The organism is Clostridium bornimense, assembly GCF_000577895.1.
GTDB lineage: Bacteria > Bacillota > Clostridia > Clostridiales > Clostridiaceae > Clostridium_AN > Clostridium_AN bornimense.
Genome location: NZ_HG917868.1, coordinates 1,806,448 through 1,831,143, shown reverse-complemented (window position 1 = coordinate 1,831,143; position 24,696 = coordinate 1,806,448). Strand labels below are relative to the sequence as shown.

The 24,696-nt window shown below is 26.4% G+C and carries 23 protein-coding genes; all 23 read left to right on the top strand.

Annotated elements, in window-relative coordinates:
• Positions 1 to 111: 111 nt before the first annotated feature.
• Positions 112 to 933: a flagellin N-terminal helical domain-containing protein gene (locus CM240_RS08265; protein WP_044038255.1), complete on the top strand. Its 822-nt coding sequence runs from the start codon at positions 112 to 114 to the stop codon at positions 931 to 933.
• A gap of 165 nt (positions 934 to 1,098) precedes the next feature.
• Entirely contained in the window at positions 1,099 to 1,917 is an 819-nt protein-coding gene (locus CM240_RS08260) for a flagellin N-terminal helical domain-containing protein (RefSeq protein ID WP_044038253.1), read from the top strand.
• Positions 1,918 to 2,045: 128 nt separating this feature from the next.
• Complete coding sequence (locus CM240_RS08255) at positions 2,046 to 3,209, top strand: glycosyltransferase family protein (RefSeq protein WP_044038251.1); 1,164 nt, start codon at positions 2,046 to 2,048, stop codon at positions 3,207 to 3,209.
• Positions 3,210 to 3,298: 89 nt separating this feature from the next.
• The gene (locus CM240_RS08250) at positions 3,299 to 5,053 is read left to right on the top strand and encodes a motility associated factor glycosyltransferase family protein (RefSeq protein WP_051483763.1); all 1,755 of its coding nucleotides are present in this window, start codon (positions 3,299 to 3,301) and stop codon (positions 5,051 to 5,053) included.
• Between the two features lie 2 nt (positions 5,054 to 5,055).
• A complete protein-coding gene (locus CM240_RS08245; protein ID WP_044038249.1) occupies positions 5,056 to 6,075 on the top strand; it encodes an SDR family NAD(P)-dependent oxidoreductase in 1,020 nt (339 codons plus the stop codon).
• 39 nt (positions 6,076 to 6,114) lie between these two features.
• Positions 6,115 to 7,038 (top strand): ATP-grasp domain-containing protein, encoded by a 924-nt coding sequence (locus CM240_RS08240; RefSeq protein WP_044038247.1) that lies wholly within the window; start codon positions 6,115 to 6,117, stop codon positions 7,036 to 7,038.
• Complete coding sequence (locus CM240_RS08235; protein WP_044038245.1) at positions 7,035 to 7,742, top strand: HAD family hydrolase; 708 nt, start codon at positions 7,035 to 7,037, stop codon at positions 7,740 to 7,742. The genes CM240_RS08240 and CM240_RS08235 overlap by 4 nt, the downstream gene beginning before the upstream one ends.
• Positions 7,708 to 8,754: an FkbM family methyltransferase gene (locus CM240_RS08230; RefSeq protein ID WP_044038243.1), complete on the top strand. Its 1,047-nt coding sequence runs from the start codon at positions 7,708 to 7,710 to the stop codon at positions 8,752 to 8,754. Before CM240_RS08235 ends, CM240_RS08230 begins: the two co-directional genes overlap by 35 nt.
• A gap of 33 nt (positions 8,755 to 8,787) precedes the next feature.
• Positions 8,788 to 9,873 carry a DegT/DnrJ/EryC1/StrS family aminotransferase gene (locus CM240_RS08225; RefSeq protein ID WP_044038241.1) on the top strand — a complete coding sequence of 362 codons (1,086 nt, stop codon included), beginning with the start codon at positions 8,788 to 8,790 and terminating at the stop codon, positions 9,871 to 9,873.
• A gap of 11 nt (positions 9,874 to 9,884) precedes the next feature.
• The gene (locus CM240_RS08220) at positions 9,885 to 11,156 is read left to right on the top strand and encodes an ATP-grasp domain-containing protein (protein ID WP_044038239.1); all 1,272 of its coding nucleotides are present in this window, start codon (positions 9,885 to 9,887) and stop codon (positions 11,154 to 11,156) included.
• A 27-nt stretch (positions 11,157 to 11,183) separates the two neighbouring features.
• Positions 11,184 to 12,935 carry a sulfatase-like hydrolase/transferase gene (locus CM240_RS08215; protein ID WP_044038237.1) on the top strand — a complete coding sequence of 584 codons (1,752 nt, stop codon included), beginning with the start codon at positions 11,184 to 11,186 and terminating at the stop codon, positions 12,933 to 12,935.
• Between the two features lie 24 nt (positions 12,936 to 12,959).
• Entirely contained in the window at positions 12,960 to 13,742 is a 783-nt protein-coding gene (locus tag CM240_RS08210; RefSeq protein ID WP_044038235.1) for a class I SAM-dependent methyltransferase, read from the top strand.
• 32 nt (positions 13,743 to 13,774) lie between these two features.
• Positions 13,775 to 14,956, top strand: a complete 1,182-nt coding sequence (locus CM240_RS16885) for a glycosyltransferase family 2 protein (RefSeq protein ID WP_051483762.1) — start codon at positions 13,775 to 13,777, stop codon at positions 14,954 to 14,956.
• Between the two features lie 120 nt (positions 14,957 to 15,076).
• A complete protein-coding gene (locus tag CM240_RS08200) occupies positions 15,077 to 16,501 on the top strand; it encodes a glycosyltransferase (protein WP_044038233.1) in 1,425 nt (474 codons plus the stop codon).
• Positions 16,502 to 16,503: 2 nt separating this feature from the next.
• Positions 16,504 to 17,574, top strand: coding sequence for a glycosyltransferase (locus tag CM240_RS08195; protein ID WP_051483761.1), 1,071 nt, complete (start codon positions 16,504 to 16,506; stop codon positions 17,572 to 17,574).
• 22 nt (positions 17,575 to 17,596) lie between these two features.
• Complete coding sequence (locus CM240_RS08190) at positions 17,597 to 18,724, top strand: glycosyltransferase family 4 protein (protein ID WP_044038226.1); 1,128 nt, start codon at positions 17,597 to 17,599, stop codon at positions 18,722 to 18,724.
• An 11-nt stretch (positions 18,725 to 18,735) separates the two neighbouring features.
• Entirely contained in the window at positions 18,736 to 18,957 is a 222-nt protein-coding gene (locus CM240_RS08185; RefSeq protein ID WP_044038224.1) for a hypothetical protein, read from the top strand.
• Positions 18,958 to 19,011: 54 nt separating this feature from the next.
• Entirely contained in the window at positions 19,012 to 19,860 is an 849-nt protein-coding gene (locus tag CM240_RS08180) for a DUF1919 domain-containing protein (protein WP_044038222.1), read from the top strand.
• A 37-nt stretch (positions 19,861 to 19,897) separates the two neighbouring features.
• The gene (gene pseG / locus CM240_RS08175) at positions 19,898 to 20,857 is read left to right on the top strand and encodes a UDP-2,4-diacetamido-2,4,6-trideoxy-beta-L-altropyranose hydrolase (RefSeq protein ID WP_051483760.1); all 960 of its coding nucleotides are present in this window, start codon (positions 19,898 to 19,900) and stop codon (positions 20,855 to 20,857) included.
• Between the two features lie 112 nt (positions 20,858 to 20,969).
• Positions 20,970 to 22,016 carry a pseudaminic acid synthase gene (pseI, locus tag CM240_RS08170; RefSeq protein ID WP_044038220.1) on the top strand — a complete coding sequence of 349 codons (1,047 nt, stop codon included), beginning with the start codon at positions 20,970 to 20,972 and terminating at the stop codon, positions 22,014 to 22,016.
• Between the two features lie 16 nt (positions 22,017 to 22,032).
• Entirely contained in the window at positions 22,033 to 23,031 is a 999-nt protein-coding gene (locus CM240_RS08165; protein ID WP_044038218.1) for a GDP-mannose 4,6-dehydratase, read from the top strand.
• A complete protein-coding gene (pseC, locus tag CM240_RS08160; RefSeq protein WP_044038216.1) occupies positions 23,032 to 24,231 on the top strand; it encodes a UDP-4-amino-4,6-dideoxy-N-acetyl-beta-L-altrosamine transaminase in 1,200 nt (399 codons plus the stop codon).
• Positions 24,232 to 24,243: 12 nt separating this feature from the next.
• Positions 24,244 to 24,600 (top strand): DUF8042 domain-containing protein, encoded by a 357-nt coding sequence (locus CM240_RS08155; protein WP_051483759.1) that lies wholly within the window; start codon positions 24,244 to 24,246, stop codon positions 24,598 to 24,600.
• The last annotated feature ends 96 nt before the right edge of the window (positions 24,601 to 24,696 follow it).

Sequence of the window (24,696 nt, the reverse complement as noted above, 5' to 3'; positions counted from 1 at the left end):
AAAAAATACAGTAAAATATTATAAAAATATGTAAAGTTATAGTAAAGTGTAACGAATATATTAAATGACAGGGAAGTCTAATAATATTTTAAAGTCATGGAGGAATATAAAATGATAATTAATCACAACATGAATGCGATGAACGCAAACAGACAAATGGGAATTAATAACACAAATCAAGGAAAGTCAATTGAAAAGTTAAGCTCAGGTTTAAGAATAAACAGAGCTGGAGATGATGCAGCAGGACTTTCAATCTCAGAAAAAATGAGAGGACAAATCAGAGGATTAGAACAAGGATCAAGAAATGCACAAGATGGTATTTCATTAATCCAAACAGCAGAAGGAGCTTTAAATGAAACTCATTCAATTCTTCAAAGAATGAGAGAATTATCAGTACAATCAGCTAATGATACTAATATAAGTGAAGATAGAGAACTTATAGATAAAGAATTCCAACAATTATCAAAAGAAGTTGACAGAATTGCAAGCCAAACTCAATTTAACAAACAATCTTTATTATCATCAAATGCAGCAAGCGGTGATGCATTAGCATTCCAAGTAGGAGCAAATGCAGGTCAAACTATATCAATCCAATTAGCAGATATGAGTTCCACTGGATTATCAATAGGTTCTTTAGATATTAAAAATAAGACTAATGCTAATTCTGCAATAACAGCTTTAGATGAAGCAATTAAGACTGTATCATCACAAAGATCAGAATTTGGTTCAGTACAAAATAGATTAGAGTCAGCTATAAATTCAACAGATAATACTGCAGAAAACTTACAAGCAGCAGAATCAAGAATAAGAGACGTAGATATGGCTAAAGAAATGATGACTTATTCTAAAACTAATATCTTAGCTCAAGCAGCTCAATCAATGCTTGCACAAGCTAATTCTGCACCACAAGGTGTATTACAATTATTACAATAATTTGTTTCGCAAAAAATAAGTTTATGGTATTTAAGCCATAAACTTATTTTTTTTATAACATTTTAATAAAAAATATAAAAAAGTTGTAAAGTTATAATATATTGTGTCGATAATAATAATAGGACAGGGAAGTCCACTAAGTTAAAATCAGGGAGGAATATACAAATGATTATTAATCACAATTTAAATGCGATGAACGCAAACAGACAAATGGGAATCAACAACACAAATCAAGGAAAGTCAATTGAAAAATTAAGCTCAGGTTTAAGAATAAACAGAGCTGGAGATGATGCAGCAGGACTTTCAATCTCAGAAAAAATGAGAGGACAAATCAGAGGTTTACAACAAAGTTCAAGAAATGCACAAGATGGTATTTCATTAATCCAAACAGCAGAAGGAGCATTAAATGAAACTCACTCAATTCTTCAAAGAATGAGAGAATTATCAGTACAATCAGCAAATGATACTAATATAGGTGAAGATAGAGAACTTATAGATAAAGAATTCCAACAATTAAAAGAAGAGATTAACAGAATAGCAAGTCAAACTCAATTTAACAAACAATCTTTATTATCAGAAGATGCAGATGGTACTGATGTAGATTTCCAAGTAGGAGCTAATGCAAACGAAACTATTACTGTACAACTAAAGAGAATGGATGCTGAGGGATTAAGCTTAGATGGGGCTGATATTACTGATAAAACTAATGCTAGTGATGCTATAACAGCTTTAGATGCAGCAATCAACACTGTATCAACACAAAGATCAGCATTTGGTGCAGTACAAAACAGATTAGAGTCAGCGATAAACTCTACAGATAATACTGCAGAAAACTTACAAGCAGCAGAATCAAGAATAAGAGACGTAGATATGGCTAAAGAAATGATGAATTTCTCTAAGACTAACATCTTATCTCAAGCAGCACAATCAATGCTTGCACAAGCTAATTCTGCACCACAAGGTGTATTAAGTTTATTACAATAATAAATAAAATTCAAAGGTTACTCAATAAATTTTGAGTAGCCTTTTATTTTTTTATAAAGTTAGTATATAAAATGAACGATAAATAAAAACAAAGATATTTTAATTATGGGCATTTAATTGGAGGCATAATGAATATAGCAATAATTGTAGGAGAAAATTTACTTGAAAGAAGTATCATGAGAAGTTATAGAGATGCATTTATAGATTTAGGACATAGAGTCTATGTAAAAAGTTTTGCACAAGGATATACTGAAAATGATATTATAAGCATTATAGATTTTAAGCCTGATTTTATTATTTTTTATGGAAATATAGGAATTTTGAAAGCTACAAAAGGGTATTTGTTTAGATATATGAAAATACCAGTAGTATGTTTATACTATGATAATTTGTTTTTTGGATTAAATCCAGATTTTGAAGAAGAAATGAAAAATTATCCTGAGTATTATTATTCTTTTATATGGGATGAAAAATTTTTGGAGTTATATAACGACAAAGGATTACCTAATGGATATAAAATAATGTTAGCTTTAGATAAGAAAAATTTTTATCCTATGGAAAAAGTATATGCTAAAAAATCATTGTCTTTTGTAGGATCTATGCCAGAAGATTTAAGTGATTTTTCTACAGGTAATACTATTTGTAATAACTTTATTGATGATGTAATTAAATTAAAGATAAATAATATTGATGTTCCAGTGTTAGAAATATGTGACTATTTATATAAAGAGATAGATGAATATAAATTAGTTGAAAGAATATATAAAAATCAAGAAAATGATTTTTGGAGAGGAATATACTTAAATATTCATGTTAAAGGCGGAACAGAGTATAGAAAATATGTTTCATCAATAATTGAAGATGTTGATTTTTATATTTATGGTAAGTGTAACATTATAAAAAATAATGTTCATATAAAAGATCCGGTTAAATATGGGGAAGAACTTTGTAAGATATATAATAGCCATTGTATAAATCTAAATTTATCCACATTTCAGTTGGAAACATCAGTAAATAATAGACCTTTTGATTGTTTTGGAAGTAAAAATTTCTTATTAAGTGATTATAAAAAAGATATGGAAATTATATTTCCTGATCATTATAAGGAAGTTACATTTAAAAATTTTCAAGAATTAGGAGAAAAGGGAGAATATTATTTAACTCATGATAAAGAAAGGAAAGAGATAGCAGAAGAGCTTTATAATATAGTTATTAATAATCATACATATCATCATAGAAGTAAATATATTATAGATTGTATAAGCAATAAAATTTCCAAAAGAAATAAATAGATGATTTTTAACTATAAAACTTAATATACGATTAAAGAAAATTTTTTTAAAGACGATAATTTAATATAATATAAAACGGAGATAAATAAATGGAAAAATATGAAAAAATGCAAGCTGTAGAAGAAAAAAGTAAAGATGGAAAAAAGGTAATAAAGATAATAAGTGATAACAGAGAGCTTTATGTTGGATCTAAATATAATGTTCAAAGAGATATAGATAATTTTATAAAAAAGATAGAAGAACAAAAAAGTACAAAAAAACTTATTATTTTTGGATTAGCTGCAGGAGAACATATAAAAGAAGTAATTAGAAGAAATTTTTCAGATATAGATATACTGATTGTAGAGCCTTGTGAATCTATTGTAGAATTAATGAATAAAGATCATGATTTTATTAATATTTTAAAAAATAATAATATCAAGATAGTGCACTTTAACAAAAAAGAAATTTATAAAGAATTAAATGCTTTTTTTTCTGAGAGAGATATTAATGGAGTGGTAGTGCAAGTATATGCAAACTATTCATCTATTTTTAGAAAAGAAATTGATGAATTTTATGAAGTATATAAGTCATTATTACTAGATAAAAATGTGCAAAAAAATACTAGATTAGAATTTGGAAAAACATGGTTTAATTCTTTGATGTCAGGTTTAAAATTTTTTGCTACAGAACATTTTGTAAGTGATTATAAAGATAAATATAAAAATATACCAGCAATAATAGTTTCAGCGGGACCGTCATTATCAAAGAATATAAAAGAGTTACAAAAAGTTGATAGTAACTTTCTTATATTACCAGGAGGAAGAACTGTAAAACATCTTATGGATATAGGCGTAAAACCAAGCTTTTTAACAATAGTTGATCCAGGGGAAATATCTTATACTTTGGTGGAGGATGTAATTGAGAAAATTGATACTCCTTTAGTATGTTATGAAGGTACTAATAAGAAGGTGCTTGAAAAGCATAAAGGTGAAAAAATATTATTTACACAACAAGAAGAGTTGAATAGGGTATTAAATAAGGATATAGGAAATTTATCATCAGGAGGATCAGTAGCTCATATTTCTACAATGTTTGCTTTGAAAATGGGATGTAATCCAATAATATTTATAGGACAAGATTGTGCATATACAGGAGATAAACTTCATGCTGATGAGGTTTATCATAATGGTGAATATGTAGGTAAGATAAAAGTAGATATAGGAGATTCTTATGTACCTTCAGTAGATGGTGGATTAGTTAGAACTAGTATTGTTTTAGATGGATTCAGAAGATATATGGAGACAATTGTATATGAAAATAAAGATATAGTATTTATTAATGCTACAGAAGGTGGGGCAAGAATTGAAGGAACTATAGAGATGCCATTAAAAGATGTTTTATGTAAGTATGGAAAAAATAAGATAAATAATAATATAGAGCTTGAAGATGTAGATGTAAAAGAACGAAAGGATAAGATAAAAAAGTTCTTAAGAGAATATATAAGTAATTTTAATATTATTATAGATAATTGCAATAAAGGTATAGTTTTATTAGAGGAATTCTATAATAATGTGAAGCTAGGGAAAAAAATAGACAAGGATATAAAAAAGTTAAATTTAATTGATAAAGTTTTAGAAGAAACTTGTTCTAAAGTAGAATTTATAAATGATGTTATATATCCAATAACATATCAATTAGCTAATAACGAAGATTATATTATTAACTCTAATGAAGAAGAAACTATAAGGGTTGAGAAGTATTATAACAGAAACAGCTTTTTATATACAGAACTTAGGAAAATAATAAAAGAAAGTATTAAGGTTGTAGAAAAGGCATTAAAGGAATTAGAAGGAGATAAATAAAAATGAACTACTTTAAGGATAAAGCAATTCTTATTATAGGTGGTACAGGAACTATAGGAAAAAAACTTGTTGAAGAACTTATAAAATGCAAGCCGAAGGTTATAAGAATATTTAGTAGAGATGAATATAAACAGTTTAAGATGCAACATTCTGAGATAGTAAATGTGTATGGAAACTTTAGATTCTTAATAGGTGATGTAAGGGATTATGAAAGAGTAGAAAGAGCTATGAATGGAATAGATATAGTATTTAATTTAGCTGCAATGAAACATGTAGGCTCTTGTGAATATAATCCTACAGAAGCAATTAAAACAAATGTAGATGGTATGAATAATGTTATAAAAGCAGCAATAAAACATAATATTGAGGCTGTTGTTTTTACTTCATCGGATAAAGCTATTAATCCCACAAATACATATGGAGCTACAAAAATGCTAGCAGAAAAATTAGTACAATCAGCTAATTATTCTAAAGGAGATGTAAAAACTAAATTTTTAGCAGTGAGATTTGGAAATGTTATGGGATCTCGTGGCTCAGTAATTCCTTTATTTAAGAAACAGATTATTAATGAAAATAGAGTAACGGTAACAGATCCTAATATGAGTAGATTTATGATGACATCGATAGAAGCAGTAAAACTTATGATGAATGCTTGTGAAATAGGAAAAGGTGGTGAACTTTTTGTATTAAAGATGCCTGTAATAAATTTAGGAGATTTAGTTGATGTAGTAATAGAGGAAACTTGTAGAAAGAGTAATAAACAGGAAGAAGATATATCAAGAGAGATTATTGGAATAAAACCAGGAGAAAGACTTTATGAAGAGCTTATGACAGAGGAAGAATCTCATTATGGAAGAGATTTAGGAGATATGTATGTAGTATTTCCTACAACTTATGGTAAGGAATATTTTAATGAGATTTATAAAGAATATGAAAAGTGTAGTATAGGGTGCTATTCTTCAAATGATATTGAACCGATAAAGAAGGAAGAAGTAAGAAAGTTAATAAAAAATTTATTGTAATAAAAGTAATAGTGAGAAGGTAGAATAGGAGGTATATATATGAAAATTTTACTTACTGCTATTGGAAGAAGAGTAGAGCTTATAGAGCATTTAAAGAAATATTTATATGTAATAGGCGTTGATATAAATAATAATGTAGCGGCGAAGGAATTTGTAGATAAATTTTATATAGTACCCAAATTTGACAGTAATAATTACTTAAGTTCTTTGTTGGAAATTTGCAAAAAAGAAAAGGTGCAAGGAATAATACCTTTATTTGAGAAAGAATTTGATATTTTGAATAAGAATAGAGAGATTCTAAGAGAGAATAATGTGGAACTCATTTTAAGTAATGAGAAGACGATAAGAACATTTAATGATAAGGAAAATACGGACAAGTTCTTTTTAGATAATAATATAAAGACTCCTCAGAAGTATACAGAAGGTGATTTAGAAGATGAATCTATTTATCCTATTATTATAAAGCCAAGGGATGGTATGGGAAGTAGGGGTGTTTTTAAAGCCAATAATAAGGAAGAAGGTAAGTTTTTCTATAAATATGTTGAGAATCCTATAGCTCAAAAGTTTATTAACGGAGAGGAATATACAGTAGATTTATTTTGCGATATAGATGGAGACGCAATTACAGTTATACCAAGAAAAAGAATAGAGGTAAGAAGTGGTGAAGTTTCTAAAACATCAACAGTAAAGGATATGGATATTATTAAAGAAGTAATTGCTATAACTAAGAAAATAAGATTTTTCGGACCTATAACTATACAATGCATAAAAGACGATGATGGAAATATATTCTTCATTGAAATAAACCCAAGATTTGGTGGTGGTGTTACAGCAAGCATTTATTCAGGAATTGATTATAGCTTTATGATAAAAAGTATCTTAAAAAAAGAAAAGTTGGAACCAATAATAGGGAATTTTGATGAAAAGTTAGTAATTAGATATGATAGGTCAGTGATAAAATGATAAAAGCAATAATTTTTGATATGGATGATACTTTATATAAGGAGTACGATTTTGTATTTGGCGGTTTTAAAGCCGTATCGTTGTATCTTTCGGAAAAGTATAAGTTAAGTGAGAATGATGTATATAAAAAGATTTTAGATATATTTTACAGAGAAGGTAGAGGTAAAATATTCAATAGAATTATAGATATATATAATTTGAAAGAAGATATAAATAATTTGATAGATAAATATAGATTTTACAAGCCTAAAATAGAACTATATGACGATGCTGAAGAAGTTCTTAACTGGTGTAAAGAAAATAATATAAAAACTGGAATTATAACAGATGGAATGAGTGCTGTTCAATGGAGTAAAATAAAGGCTCTTAAGTTGGAAGAGAAAGTAGATAAGATAATTGTAACAGACGATTTTGGAAGAGAGTTTTGGAAACCACATACAAGAGCTTACAAAGAGATGATTAAGTATTTTGGAATTGATGGAGAAGAAGCTATATATGTAGGAGATAATCCTAATAAAGATTTTATTGGGGCAAAAAAACTTCATTACAATACAGTAAGAATAATCAGAGAAGAAGGAGATCATATGAATACTAAGTCAAGTGAAGATCATGGGGTAGATAAAATGATAAAATCTCTTAGAGCATTAACAAAAGAAAAGGAGACTAGTGATGAGAAAATTTATTATGGAGTGGATAGAAAGTAAGGAAATAAATCAAATGGGAAAATACGGAATCTTTGGAGCAAGTACATTTGGTTTAAAGGTGCTAGACTTTCTTACTAAGAATATAGGTATATCGAAAGATAATGTTGTATTTATTGATAATGATATAAACAAGCAAGGAAAATTTTTAAGCGGAATAGAAATTAAAAATATTAATGATTTAGCAATCGAAATTGATAGAAAAATTATAATTGCATCTCAATATTATAACGAGATAGAAAAACAATTGTTAAATTTAGGTGTTAGTAATTATTTTATAATGCGTTACGAGATGCTAGAATATTGGAATAATGTAGATAAAATAGAAGAATTAATAAATATGGTAGAAGATGAGAAATCAATAAAAAGTATTGAAAATATCATAAAATATAGAATAACTAAAGATAAAGAATATCTTAAAGAAATATATGAAGAGGTTCATTACTTTCCTAATGAGATAATTAAATTAAGTAAAAATGAAGTTATGATTGATGGGGGGGCTTACACGGGAGATACTTTAAAGGAATTTATAAAACATACTAATGGAAATTTTAAAAAGATATATAGTTTTGAGCCAGGAGAAAGAACATTTGAGGAACTACAGAATACGAAAGATAATTTAAATGATGATAGAATTGAAATATTTAAGTTAGGATTATATAGTGACAGCGAAAGATTATTGTTTGATGATACATTAGGTGCTGGATCTACAATTTCGAGTTGTGGAAATAGTTACATAGATGTTGTGAGTTTAGATAAATTTGTTGAAGATGAAAATGTATCCTTTATAAAGATGGATATTGAGGGTTCGGAACTAGAAGCATTAAAAGGTGCAAAATCAATTATTAACAAAAATAGACCTAAACTTGCAATATGTATATATCATAAAATTAATGATTTGTGGAATATACCACTATATATTAGAAGATTAGAGTTAAATTATAAAATATATATTAGACATCATAATGATGAAAATGAATGGGAAACTGTATGCTATGCAGTGCCAAGATACTAAGTAATTATAGTATCAAAAGTGAGGTTAATACAGATGATAAATGTTACAAAGACCTTTTTACCAGATATAAAAAAGTATAATAATTATGTTAAAGATATATTTGAATCAGGGTGGATTACTAATAATGGAAAGTATTTGGGTGAACTGGAAAAAAGATTAGAAGAATATCTAGAAGTAAAAAATTTAGTTTTAGTAAGTAATGGAACATTAGCATTACAACTAGCTTATAAGTTACTAGGAGTAAAGGGGGAAGCTATAACAACACCTTTTTCTTTTGTTGCAACTGCTAGTAGTCTTATATGGGAAGGAATCGATCCTATTTTTGCGGATATTGATGAAGAGTCATTTTGTATAGATCCCTCCAAGATAGAAGATAAAATTACAAATAGCACTAAAGCCATAGTACCAGTTCATGTTTTTGGTAATTGTTGCGATGTAGAAAGAATTGATTATATTGCTAAAAAGTATAATTTAAGTGTGATTTATGATGCTGCTCATGCATTTGGAGTTAATTATAAGGGGAAGAGTTTATTAGAGTATGGTGATATTTCTGTTTTAAGTTTTCATGCAACAAAAATTTTTCATACAATTGAAGGTGGGGCATTAATAATTAATGATGATGAGTTATATAAGAGAGCTAAGCTTATGATAAATTTTGGTATACAAGGGCCAGAAGATATTCAGTGTTTGGGGATAAATGCAAAAATGAATGAATTTCAAGCAGTGATGGGATTATCTATACTAGATAATATAAATGAATTAATAGAAGAAAGAAAAGAAATATATGAATACTATGTAAATAAATTATCATGTGTAGAAGGAGTAGCATTACAAAAAATTCATGATTGCCTTCATTATAATTATAGTTACTTTTCAATTGTATTTATTAGTGAAAAGATACTACTTAAGGTTATGGAGGAACTTAATAAAAATGAGATATATCCACGTAGGTATTTCTATCCATCATTAAATAAATTGAGTTATCTTAATAAAAAAGATCAGTGTCCTATATCAGAGAAAATAAGTGAAAGAATACTATGTTTACCGATATATCCAGGTATAACAACTAAAGAGCAAGAGTTAATAATTGATATAGTAAAGAAAAACATTAAAAATTAGAGGTATAAGATATGAAGAATGTATTAGTTTTTCCATGTGGAACAGAAATAGGATTGGAAATTAATAAGGCACTTAAGAACTCTAAGTTTTTCAAAGTATTTGGTGCATCTAGTGAGAAGATAAATCATGGGAACTATGTTTTTGATGATTATATAGGAGAATTACCATATGTAACAGATGATAATTTTATGGGGAGTTTAAATGAGTTAATTATTAAATACAAGATAGATTATATTTACCCAGCACATGATACAGTTCTTTTAGAGTTAAGTAGAATAAGAGATGAAATAAAATGTATCGTTGTAGCATCAGAATATATGACTTGTAAAATATGTAGGGATAAAATGGAGACATATAAAATTTTTAAAGATAAGATAGAAGTTCCCAAGATTTACAATTTAAGAGACAAAATAGATATCTATCCTGTGTTTCTGAAACCTAATATCGGACAAGGTAGTCAAGATACATACTTAGTTCATAATAAGGATGAGTTGGATTTTTATGTTAATAGAAATAGTAAGTTAATGATTCTTGAGTATTTACCAGGAAAGGAATATACAGTTGATTGTTTTACGGATAGAAATGGTGAGCTAAAGTATATATATCCTAGAGAGAGAAGAAGAGTAAGAAATGGAATTAGTGTGAATACATATCCTGTAGAAAGCATAGAGTTTAATAATATTGCTGAAAAAATAAATAAAAATTTAAAAATTAGAGGAGCTTGGTTTTTTCAAGTAAAGAGAGATAGGAACAATAAATTAGTTTTATTAGAAATTGAACCTAGGATTGCTGGTGCTATGGGGATAAATAGATCTATAGGAGTTAACTTACCACTTATAACATTATTTGATTTTGAGAATATTGACATTGAGATAATGAAGAATAATTTTAATATATGTTTAGATAGAGCATTGGAAAATAAATATAAGATAGATTTGGAATATGATGAGTTGTTTGTAGATTTAGATGATACCATAATTATGAGACAAACTATAAATACTAATTTGATAAAGTTTTTATTTCAATGTATTAATGAAAAAAAGAGAATAACTTTGATAACAAGACATTTAAAAAGTGATTTAGAAGATCATTTAAAAAAATACAGAATTTATGAAATATTTGATGAAATTATAGTAATAAATGATGGAAGTAAAAAGCATAAGCATATTAAAAATTTAAAATCAATTTTTATTGATGATTCATATATAGAGAGAAAGGATGTTAAAGATAATATAGGAATACCTGTTTTTGATATTGATTCTATAGAGTGTTTAATTAAATAAGAATAAGTAATAAAGGATGTTAAACAAATGATAAAATTAATTAATGAATTTAATGATTTTGAGGTAGATATAATTAGAAAATATATTGATGAAAATCATTATATTATTTTTGGTACAGGGGAAGGAAGTAAAGAAGTAGTTAGAGTTTTAGATAAGAAACCACAATTTTTCTTAGATAATAATAAAGAAAAATATAATCAAAAATTTTTAGATAGAGAAGTTAAGTCTCCAAATGTACTAATAGATAATAATTATGAAGGTATAATTATTATAGCTAGCATGTACTATAAAGAAATTAGATGTCAACTAGACTCTATAATAGATGGTAAGAATATCATATGTTATAACTTACATAGTATAGAAGAAATTCTATATAATCATATAAAAAATTCTGTAGAAGATATAGTTGATATTAAGGAAAAGATTTGTTATTTGGAGTTAATGGAAGATAAGATTTATAATGTGAAATCAGCTAAATATATTAAAGAGAGATTATATAGTCTTAGGGTTGATGAATTAAAAAAATACATTGCAAAAAATAGAAGAAAAAAGAATGTGATAATATATCATTTAGAGAGTATATCACAAGAAATATTAAATCATAATTTAGAGTCTTTTAAAACAATAAAGAAATTACAAAAAAAATCAATAAATTTGACAAAGTTTTTTTCAAGTGCAACTTCAACATATATGACTATGAGTTACTTTTTTTATGGAAATGATTTTGAACTAGATAAAAAGCAAGAACTATATGATGATATACCAGTATCTAATATAGAAGAAAATCTTTTTTCTGTTTTAGAAAAAAATAACTACAGAACTTTATCAACAATATATTGGGATGATAAGAATACTATTAATGATATAAATATATCACATAACAAGACGTATACATCTAAAAATAAGTATAGAGACTTTGTAAATGGTATAAGGGATTTTATTTATCAAGATGAAAATCCATTTGCTATGTATGTTACAGATGCAAGAACTCATTTAATATATCAAAAGTGGAATAAGCCAGATGAAATTACTCATATAAATAAGTTGCAATGGGGATATAGAAATGTAGATAATACGTTAGAAAATATTTTAAGGATATTAGAAGAAAAAGATATATTAAAAGATACTATCATAATTTGTTACGGTGATCACGGAGATGATTATTGGAGTCATAATTTTAATGGTGGATTTGCTCATGGAATAGAGCCATATAGTAATATGATACATGTTCCTGCATTTATATATTCAATGGAAATTCCACCTATTAATTTAACTACAGTATGTTCTACTATAGATATGAAAAACACTATTTTGGATTTAATAGGTGTTGAAGCAAATAATAACTTTAAGTATAGTGGTAAGTCTATTTTTAATAGTGATGGATATGCTTATTCGCATAATTTGTTAGCTAATCAGTCAGAAGAAAAAGGATATCTACTTAAGTCATATTCTATAACTAACAACATGTATACTCTTATTGTTAGTAAAAATGGATTAGAAATGTATGCTTATGAAATGGATCCATTTAATCATAATAATTTATTAAATTTCTTTGAATTTAAAGATAAGGATATATTAGAGGCAAAAGAATTTAAAGATGCACATGGACATTTTAAAGTTTGTTTTGATGAAATACAATTAAATGATATTAGAGATAATTACTATTTGTTAGTTGATTTGTTAAAGAAGAGAATCATTGAAAAGAATAGATTAGCATCGGAGAATAAGTTTGATATAAACAATTTTAATAAAATAAAGGAAAGAAAATATAATTGGTAATTATATTTTTAAATGGAGTAGTATATGAAGTGTTTTATTTGTGATACAGATGCAATATTTTATTTTAACAAGGCATTTTATAATAATTCTGTATTAAAAGATGATGTTGAGTATTTAATATGTCCTAAATGTGGATTTGTTTTTTCAAAAACTCATGCAGAAATGGATAAAAAGCAATGGGAGTGTTTAAATATTAAGGGACATATGGAAATTGAAAGTGCGACGCTTAAAAGGAGAAAGAATAATCAGCCACCTTATTTAGAACAAGCTACTATGATAAATTTATTAATTAGAAATAATATTATTGATGAAAAAGGAATTTTGGATTGGGGAGCTGGTATTGGAACGTTATCAAATATTTTAAATAAATATTATAATATAGATATTTTAACTTATGATAAATATATGAATAGTAACAAGATTATAGAAAATAGAAAATATGAAACGGTTATTTCAAGTGCAGTATTTGAACATGTAACTAATAGAAATATTTTAGATGAAATAAATTCTTATGTAGAGGAAGATGGATGTTTAATTTTACATACAGTTATTGCTGAAAATGTACCAAAAGATCCTAAGTGGTTTTATTTATTGCCAATACATTGTGCTTTTCATACTAATAAGAGTATGGAAATACTAATGAGGCAATGGGGATATATATCTTCGATATATTGTCCTAGCTCTAAATGCTGGATATTATTTAAGAAAGAGAAGATCAATATAGAAGAATGTATATATAAGATAAATGAAGAATTACAAAGAGAATATTTTATTTATAAAAAAGGATTCGTGGATTATTGGAAGTGATTTAAAGAAATACATTTAATAAGGAGTAGGTAATGGAAGATATACTAGTAAGTGTTTTTATGATTACATATAATCATGAAAAGTATATAAAGCAAGCGTTAGAATCTATTCTTATGCAAAAAGTAAATTTTAAGTATGAGATTGTAATAGGTGATGATTATTCTACTGATAAAACAAGAGACATACTTAAATTATATAAAGAAAAATATCCAGATAAAATAAAACTTATATTAAGAGATAAGAATATTGGAGTCACTAATAATGTTATTGATGTATATAGAAATTGTACCGGTAAGTATATTGCAATGTTAGAAGGTGATGATTATTGGACAGATGAAAACAAATTACAAATCCAAGTGAATTTTTTAGAAGATAATTTAGAGTATAATGGATGTTTTCATAATACTAAGATATATAATTGTACAAATGGAAAATTTTTTGGAGTATATCCTCCTAAATATGTCGAATCAATAAATAATATAGGAGAAGGAATAGAAGAGATAATAGGACATAATTGTTCTATACATATAAGTTCATTAGTATTTAGGAACTTTTTGATAAAAGATTTAGAAAAATGTATGGAAGTACTAAAAGCATCAGAAGTTGTTGGAGATATTCAATTGTTCTTTTTAAATTTATACTATGGAAAGTTAAAAGGAATAAATAGATATATGTCAGTTTATAGATATAAATCTTGTAGTACTGCTGCAACTACTAAAGAAGATGAATTTTTTGTAAATGAATATATGAAAATTATAGATAATCTAAATATATTCACTAATAAAGTTTATAATGAAGATTTTTTAAGAGTAAAAGAATTTAGAAAAAGCTTGTTAATTAATACACAAAAGGCAAAAGTAAATAACTACGATTTAATAAATCTTATTATTGGTGATCTATTGGAAAAAGATAAGTCAAAGATAATAAAATATATAAATAAAAATAACAATAGTTTTGGTATTTATGGATTTGGAACTTGTGGTAAATTAGTATATAAGTTGTTGAAAAATGAAGGACTTGTTCCTAATTTTATAGTAGATAAAAATGAAAAATATCAAGATGAGTTTATAAAGGTAGAAAATAATATTGTTAAAATAAATGATAATAGTGTCATTTTATTATCTATTCCAACAAATACAGAGGAAATAAAAAATTTTATAGTTAATAACACAAAAAATAAGGTTGTGACTATCGAAGAATTAATTAGTGAATAGAAAGGTGACAAAATTAGTTTAAATGTAATTAAAAAGAAGGGTAATTATATTCATTAAGTGATGAGGACACGAAGATTAGAGATACAATAGATGACATTGATGAATTGAAGGAGAATTTATATGGAGAAAGTGATAGTATTTGGGACAGGAAAATATTACCAGGACAATAAAGAAAAAATTGCTTCATTAGGATACAAGATAATTGGATTTTTAGATAATAACTACAAAGGTAAAAATGCAATTTTTGAGGGAGTTAATGTGTTTAAACCTGAAAAAGTTGTTAATATAAAATATAACAAAATAATTATTATGAGTATGTTTAAGTATGAAATGGTAAATCAACTATTAAAATTAGGTGTTAATATAGACGATATATATGTCTATGATGTATATGAAAGTGAGTGTATAAAGGTAACAAAAGAATATTATCCTATAAAGTTTAGGAATAAAAACAATGGAAGAAAAATATTGTTAATTTCTCACGAGTTATCTTGTACTGGTGCACCAATAGCTCTTAAGTATGCTGTGCAAGTAATAAAAGAAAATGGTGATATACCTATAGTAATGTCGCCATCTTCAGGACCATTATTAGATGAATTTTTAAATATGGGAATAGATGTAGTTTTAGAAAGTGGTTATTCACTTAAATATGGAAGGTTTAAAGAGATAATAGATGATATTGATTTAATTATAGTAAATACCATGCACTTAAGTAATTTAGTGCATGGACTTTTAAAACAATTATCTATACCAATTTTGTGGTGGATACATGAAGGAGAGTCTTTTTATAATATGACAAAAAAAGACACAGTTTCAAGAATTACTGGAAATATAGTTATGTATTGTGTTAGTCATTATATTAAAAATATATGGGAAAAAGTTTACACAAATTTTAATATAGAAATATTACTATATGGTATGCCAGATTTATATAATAGCACGATGAAATATAGATTAAGTGATAAAATTATCTTTTCTATAGTTGGTACTATCGATAATAGAAAAGCACAAGATATTTTTATTAAAGCAATACTAAATATGCCATTAAAATTTAGAGAGCAATGTAAATTTAGAATCATTGGAAAAATTAATGATAAGGAATATTATGAAGGATTGGTAAAAATGTCATCAGAAATAAATCAATTAGAATTTATTGATGAGGTTCCTAATAATATGATGTATAAATACTATTTAGATTCTGATGTTATTGTAAGTACTTCAAGAGATGATCCTATGCCTGTAGTATTATCAGAAGGAATGATGTTTTCTAAACCTTGTATATGTTCTAAGAATACAGGAACTTCTTTTCTTATTAGAGATGGTGAAGATGGATTTACATTTCAATCAGAAGATTATAAAGAACTTTCAAAGAAAATGATTTATTGCATAGAAAATAGAAATAAAATCGAGTATATTGGTAAAAAGTCTCGTGAAATATATGATAAAAATTTTAAATATGATACATTTTCAAATAACTTAATTAATATTATTAGACAATTACTTGGCGAAGAGAAGTTAGAAGATAGAGAATTGTGTAGGGAGTAGCTATGAACAAGAGGATAAGTATAATAGTATTAACTTATAATAATTTTAAATATTATAAAGAATGTATAGACTCTATATTATGTCAAACATATAGCGATATAGAAATTGTAATAAGTGACGATGGGAGTTTAGATTTTCCTAGAAATGAAATTTATAATTATATATATTCTAATATATCTAAGAATATAAAAAAAATCACCATTAATATTAATGAACATAATCTGGGCATAGTAAAAAATTACAATAAAGCTATTAGGTTAAGCGAAGGAGATTATATTTTTTATTTAGCTATAGATGATGTATTATATGATAAAAATGTAATAAAAGATGTTGTGAATTATTTTGAAGAAACTGGAGAATTAATCTTTACAGGATATAAAGATGTTTATAATAGTGATTTAAATGAGTATATTAAAACATTACCTAGAGATAATGAAGTAGAAATATTAAAGAAAAAAGATGCAAGAGTTTTATATGAAAGTTTATGTAAAGGATCTTTTATTTCTGGGTCTAATACACCTTTTTCTAAAAATTTGATAGATAAATATGGATACTTAGATGAGAGTTATTGTTATCTAGAAGATTATCCTCGATATTTAAGTCTTACAAAAAGAGGATGTAATATTGGATTTTATGATAGAAAGCTAATAAAGTATAGAAGTGGTGGGGTTACTACATCAGGTAAAATAAGCGATGTTCTAAGAAGAGATATAAGACGAGCAACAATTGAGGAGTGTAGTGAATATTTTCAAGAGAAGTGGAATCATCAGTGGATTATTGATAAAAAGCTTATTGGTTGGGGAACTGGTGATTGTTATAAAAATTCTACAGATTATATAAAAAACAATATTGATTATTTAGTAGATTCAAATAAATCTATTCAAAAGACAAAGATAGAGGGTAAGCTTGTGTTATCACCAGAGGTACTATTAAAAGAAGATATAAATAATATATTTATACTAATATTTAGTTATGCTAATTATTTTGATATTGCCAAGTGTCTTGAAGAATATGGTTTTAAAGAATATAAGCATTTTTTTGTATGTACACCAAATATATTAGAAATAATTTAGATTATATAGAGCGAGGGAGAACATGAACATATTACATATTACCACCTATATGCAAGGTGGAGCTGGTAGAGTTATTCGAGACTTAGTATTTAAGCAAAAAGAAAATGGTCATAATGTTACGGTAATAATGAACGGTAAAAATGAAGTTGGCTATGAAAACTATAAAGAGTATATAAATGATCTTAGAGAAAATAAAATAGACTTTTATTTTGTAGATTCGACTTTTAAGAGAGACATATATTTAAATATAGATGCTTCAACAATAGTAAATAATGTCCTTAAACAAAAAAATATTGATATAATACATTCTCATGCTACAACGCCATCAATGATTGCAATGATTGCAAAGAGTAATATAGATAAGAAAATACCTATCATACAAACTATGCATGGATGGGGTACAAATAAAAATGATAAACATGAAAAAATGGATGTATCTATTCTAAATTTAGTAGATAAAGTAGTAACGGTTTCTAATACAGATAAAGAATTATTGATATCAAAAGGAGTTATTAAAAGTAAAATAGATGTTATATATAATGGTATAGGGGATATAGAAGATATTAATAATATTGATAAAAATATTGAACTTCAATTAAGAGAATTAAAGAATGAAGGGTATACTATAATAGGATGTATTGGCTCTATATGCAAAAGAAAAAATCAACTTGCTATTTTAGAGGCATTAAAGAATATTAAGGATGCAAATGTAAGAGTTATCTTTATTGGTGAAGGTGAATCGATTGAGGAATTAAAGGTAAAGGCAATAGAATATAAAATTTCTCATATGATAAAATTTTATGGATATGTAAGTAAAGGATATTTATATATTAATAATTTTGACTACACTATATTACCTTCTTTAAGCGAGGGACTACCTTTAAGTGTATTAGAAAGTTTTAGAGCTGGTAAGCCTGTTATTGTCAGTGATATTGATGTATTTAAAGAAATGATAGAGGATAAAAAAAATGGTTTTATCTTTAATCTAAATGATAAAGATAGCTTGGCTTCAAAGATAAATGATGCTGTAAAGATAAAAGATACAGAGCAATATATTTTAATGTCACGAAAATGTTATAAAGAGTTTCAAGGTAAATATAGATTAGATAGTTGTTATAATAAATATTTAAATCTGTATAAGAGAATATAAAGCCAATTATTGTGATATTTACTGTATCAAAATATTATACAAAATACTTTTCAGAAAGAATAGAAAATGAGTTTTTTAGTATTATAAATGAAATAGGTAAGTTATATGATTTTCAATATATTGATTACTTTAGATCAGAATTATTTACTGATGATGATTTTGTAGATGTATCTCATTTAAATGGAGATGGAGCAACGAAATTTACAAAAGTATTAAATAGTATGATAAAGTGATAATATGATTAGTGATATAAAGAGTATTTCAGATAAAAGTGATGGTGATTTTTTATGTTGAAAGTTGTTTTATATGGAGTTGGGAGTTCATATCAAAAATTTAAAGAAATTAATAGTTCACTTATAGATATAGTAGCATTAGTCGATTCATATAAAAGTGGTAAACAGATTGATGGATACATAGTAAAAAATATAGATGAAATATTAGAAATGAATATAGAATATGATTATATAATTAGTTGTAGTGAATATTCTAGTGAAATAAGAAAATTATTAATACAAAAAAATATTGATGAAAATAAGATTATAAATTACTTTGGATATCATAATATATTAAACTTATTAAAAATAAAAGAAAACCGTAATATTATAGGGAATGATATTACAATTATATCTAATCATTGTTGGGGGGCATATTTATACAAATTATTAGGAATTCAATATAATTCACCATTTATTTGGTTATCAGTTGAAGATAATGATTATAAGAAACTAGTTTCAAATTTTAATGAATATATGGATAATGTTAATTCATTAGAAGTTATATTTGATGAGAAGTTAGGATATCCTGTAGGAACCCTTAAAGATATTAAACTTCAATTTATTCATTATAAAACTTGTGATGAGGCATATGAAAAGTTTATTTCAAGGGCATTAAAAATTAATAAAGATAATATATTATTAGAATGTACAACTAGTAATAAAGATATTATTGAAACTATATTAACTAGTAATTTTCAGAAAAAGTTGATAATAACGGATATAGAGTACAAAAGTAATAATGTACATTCTTTTACCGGGTGGAGAGAAATTGCAAGAAATAAAAATATAAGTAAGTTTAGTGATTTTGTTCTTAATTGTTCATTTGACTATATTGATTTAAATAAAATAATTAATAATTAATCATATACAATTTATGTAGAACTTCAGGTGATTAAAAATGATGAATAAAAAAGTTATTTATATTAGAGCAGATGGTGGATCATCAATAGGAATGGGTCACATAATGAGAACGATAATCCTTGCAAATGAATTAAAAAAGAAATATAAGATAATTTATGTGTGTTTAGATGATAAAAATTATATAAATGGAATAAAGTTTATAAAAGATAGAGGTTTTGAAGTTAAACTAATTTTAGACGAAGAAGAAATATTAAAGATAGAAAATTCTATAATAATTGTTGATAAATATAATCTAAGTAGTGATTATTACAACAAATTAGCAATAAATAATAAAGTTATTATATTTGATGATAATTGTACTTTAGATTTTTACTATGGAAACATAGTATTAAATCAAAATGCTTATGCTAAAGAGTTAGAATACAAATGTAATAGTAGTACTAAGTTATTACTTGGAAATGATTATACTTTGCTTAGAGAAGAGTTTAGGATGAAAACACCGATAGAAGTAAATAGTGATGTGAAAAATATAATGATAACTTTAGGTGGAAGTGATGATAGAAATTTAACTGAAATAATAATAAAACAGTTAATAGATGAAGAATTTACTATACATATTATTATTGGTCAAGCCTTTATACATGAAGCAGCATTAAGAAAATATGAAAGTGATAATGTTATATTATATAAAAATCCATCAATAAGTGACGTCATGAAAAAAAGTGATATACTTATATGTGGATGCGGAAGCACTATTTACGAGGGGTTAAAATTAGGAGTGCCAATTATAGGACTTGTATTAGCAGAAAATCAAGTAAACCTAGGGAAATATTTATCTAAAAATAATATTATAATAAATTCCGATATTAATAATATTAAAAAGAATATTTTGAGTTTAGATTATGAAAAGAGATGTTTTTTTAGTAATAAAGGTAAGAGTATTATAGATGGTATTGGTTATAGAAGAGTCATTAGTGAAATAATGGGGATATTATAAGATATAATTTATGTCTTATAATATCTTTTTTATTTGTTAATTAGAAAAAGTTGTTTCAAGGATAAGTACTATATTACGATAATAGTTATAGAAAAAGTATGGAGGGGTATCAATGAATAGTTTTTACATAGATAATAAGGAGATAGGTGGAGATAGAACTTTTGTTATTGCAGAACTTTCTGCTAATCATAATCAAGATTTTGATAGAGCTGTAGAAATTATAAAAGCAGCAAAATGGGCGGGAGCAGATGCGATAAAGTTACAAACATATACTCCTGATACCATAACATTAGATTGCGATAATGAGTATTTTCAAATAAAACAAGGCACTATATGGGATGGTACTACACTTCATAAGTTATATCAAGGAGCATATACTCCATGGGATTGGCAACCTAAATTGAAGAAAATTGCAGAAGAAGAAGGTCTTATATGTTTTTCATCACCTTTTGATTACACTTCAGTAGATTTTCTTGAAAAAATGGATGTACCCGCATATAAAATAGCATCTTTTGAGATAAATGATATACCTTTTATTGAGTATATTGCATCAAAGGGAAAACCTGTAATTATGTCAACAGGTATAGCCACTTTAAAGGATATTGAAGAAGCTGTTAATGCTTGCAGAAGAGTTGGTAACAATAATATTGCATTGCTAAAATGTACTTCTGCGTATCCATCTCCATTGGAGGATATAAACTTAAGAGTTATACCTAATATGAAAGAAACCTTTGATATAGTAGTTGGATTATCAGATCACACTATGAGTAACACAATAAGCTTAGGTGCTGTGGCATTGGGGGCTAAGATAGTAGAAAAGCATCTTACTCTTAGAAGGGAAGATGGAGGGCCGGATTCTAAGTTTTCTATGGAACCAGAGGAATTTAAATCTATGGTAGATGGAATTAGAGAAATGGAAAAAGCTTTAGGGAAGGTTACGTACCAATTAACAGAAAAGCAAAGAAACTCTAGAGAGCATAGTAGATCTCTTTTTGTAGTTAAAGATATCAAGAGTGGAGAAAAATTCACAGAAGAAAACGTTAGAAGCATTAGACCTGGTTTCGGTATGGAAACTAAGTATATTGATGATATAATTGGAAGGGAAGCAAAGGTAGATATAGAAAAAGGTACTCCTATGAGTTGGGACCTTATTAGATAATGGAGGAATTTTATATATGAATATATTAGTTACAGGTGGAGCTGGATTTATAGGAAGATGGGTAGTAAAAAAACTTTTAGATGAAAATCATACAGTTACAGCATTTGATAACTTAAGTAATGGTAGATTATTTAATATAGAGGAGTTTGAAAGTAATTCGAAGTTTAAATTTATTGAAGGGGATATACAGGATTTAGAAAAGCTAGATGAGGTATTCAAAGAAAAGTACGATATTATTTATCATCTTGCAGCATCTATAAATGTTCAAGACTCTATAGATGATCCTAAAACTACTTTTTATAATGACACTGTAGGAACATTTAATATTTTAGAAAAAGCAAAAATACAGATGTTTGGTAAAAATTCTAAAATGATTGGAGATAAGTGGAGTATTGATGAAAGTGAGGTAGTACATAGCACTAAAATTGTGTTTATGAGTACTTGCATGGTATATGATAAATGTGATGATAAAGGGATAGATGAATATCATCCAACAAATCCAATATCTCCTTATGGTGGAAGTAAGATTGCAGCAGAAAATATGGTTCTATCTTATTATAATGCTTATAAACTACCTACAACAGTTATAAGACCTTTTAATACATATGGCCCATTTCAAAAGACTGGTGGAGAAGGTGGCGTTGTAGCTATTTTTGTTAATGCTGTTATAGATAAAAAAGATATAAATATATATGGTAGTGGAGAGCAAACAAGAGATCTTTTATATGTAAAAGATTGTGCAGATTTTGTAGTAAATGCGGGTTATAATGATAATACAAATGGACAAATTATAAATGCTGGTACTGGTAGAGATGTTACTATAAATGAATTGGCGAATATTGTTTCAAAAAATTTAGTTAATATCAATCATGTAGAACATATACATCCGCAAAGTGAAATAATGAAATTAAAATGTAATTATGAAAAAGCTAAAAATATAATGGGATGGTCACCTAAATATAGTCTTGAAGAAGGAATAGAAGAGACATATAGATTTTTGAAAGGTATGAGATAAGTGGAAGAGAAGCTAGCAATAAATGGAGGAACTCCAGTAAGAAAAGAATTTTTACAATATGGTAGGCAATATATTGATGATGAAGATATTTCAAAAGTTGTTGAAGTTTTAAAAGGTGATTATTTAACTACAGGACCCTATGTTAGAGAATTTGAAAAGGCTATAGCAAATAAAGTAGGGTCAAAATATGCTGTGGCTGTTACAAGTGGTACGTCAGCACTTCATTGTGCTACATTAGCAGCAGGATTAGAAAAAGGTGATGAAGTATTAGTGACACCGATGACTTTTGCTGCTTCAGCTAATTGTATATTATATGTGGGAGCTACACCAGTATTTGTTGATATTGAAGAAAACACAGGAAATATTGATGTTAGCAAAATTGAAGAGAAGATAACATATAAGACTAAAGCAATAATTGCTGTATCCTATAGAGGAAATCCAGTAAAAATAGATAAAATAATGGATATTGCAAAAAAGCACAATTTAATTGTTATTGAAGATGCTGCTCATGCAATAGGTGCTAAGTATAAAGATAGTTATGTTGGTAATAATGCAAATATGACGATATTTTCTTTTCATCCTGTAAAGCATATTACTACAGGTGAAGGAGGAGCAATAACTACTAATGATAAGGAACTTTATAGAAAACTTATAGAAGTAAGATCACATGGAATAACAAGAAATGTTGATATAATGGAAAACAAAGATGATCCTTGGTATTATGAACAAATTGATTTAGGTTATAATTATAGAATGCCAGATATAAATGCAGCACTGGGAGCTTCACAAATTAAAAAATTAGATTCTTTTATTGAAAAGAGAAAAGAGTTAGCTACATTGTATTCAAGTATGTTAAAAGGTAATCAGTATGTAACTTTATTAGAGGATACTGAAGATGGATTTAACTCTGAACATATATATGTAATAAAATTGAACTTAGAAAAACTTAATTGTACGAGAAGAGAAATATTTAGTGCACTTATTAAAGAGAATATAGGAGTAAATGTTCACTATATTCCTGTTTATTTTCATCCTTACTATAGAAAGTTAGGATATAAAAGAGGAATTTGCCCAGTATGTGAAGAATTTTATGAAAGAATAATTACGTTACCATTACATGTATCAATGAATAGAGATGATGTGATATCAGTAATTAAAGCATTAGATAAGGTATTTAAATACTATAGTATAGAAGCTTAGGAGGATATTATTATGGATAACAAGGAATTAGTAGAAGTAGTAGATAAAGCTATTGAATATTGTGATAAGCTAGAAAAGGCTATATCAAATGGTGCAGAACTTTTTAGAAGCGATAAAATAGCAGATGGTTCTAAACTTTTATTAGAGATATTAGATGCAATACAATGGGTTATAGATGTTGCAGCAGGAACTAAAGATTTACAAACTAGTAAGGTAGATATAGAAGATGTAAATGAAAAATTAAAATTGGCTATAGAAGCTTTTGAAAATAGTGACTATAACCTTTTAGGAGACGTTCTTGAATATGAAGTTTTAGAAGGAACAAGCAATATTAAGACTTCATTACAAACTGTTAAGAAAAATAAATAAATTATAGCTGGAGTTTGTCATCAAATGAAAATTTGATTTTTGACAACTCCTTTTTGTTTTATAAATATACTAAAGAAAAAAAATAAGAAATCGAAT